Raw genomic sequence first — 447 nt, forward strand, 5'->3', positions numbered from 1 at the left:
ACTTGCAGGACCTGGGCAGCACGCGGCTGCAGCTCGAGCAATTGCGTGAGCACGCGCCCGAATTCGAGTGGTTGGCCCTGACCGACGCAGGCGGGCTGATCATCTCGGCCACGGGGGCCAGGCTGGAACAAACCGATGCCTCGACAGAGAACTGGTTCCAGGAAGGTGGCAAGCAAGCCTGGGTCGGACGCCCCCAAGCCGCTGGCCGACTCGCGCGATTTTTGCCCGTCGACCCGGACGGGCAGGTGCCACAGCTCATCGACGTCGCCGCCCCCGTCATCGACCCGGAAGGCCAACTGATCGGGGTGATCGTCGGGCGCTTGAATTGGCGACGGGTGAGCGAGCGCCACCATCCCTTGACCGACGGCCTGGATGGACCGGGTCACACGGTGCTGCTGTCGCCAGACGACTCGGTCTCCATCGGCCCGCCCGCGCTCAGCGGTCGCC

At 67.8% G+C, this 447-nt stretch carries 1 pseudogene; it reads left to right on the forward strand.

Annotation, left to right across the window (positions count from 1 at the left end):
* A pseudogene (locus B2W70_RS06930) lies at positions 1–447 on the forward strand (hypothetical protein); the annotation flags it as partial.

The sequence above is a fragment of the Aquabacterium sp. UBA2148 genome (genome assembly GCF_002328915.1).
GTDB lineage: Bacteria > Pseudomonadota > Gammaproteobacteria > Burkholderiales > Burkholderiaceae_C > Aquabacterium > Aquabacterium parvum.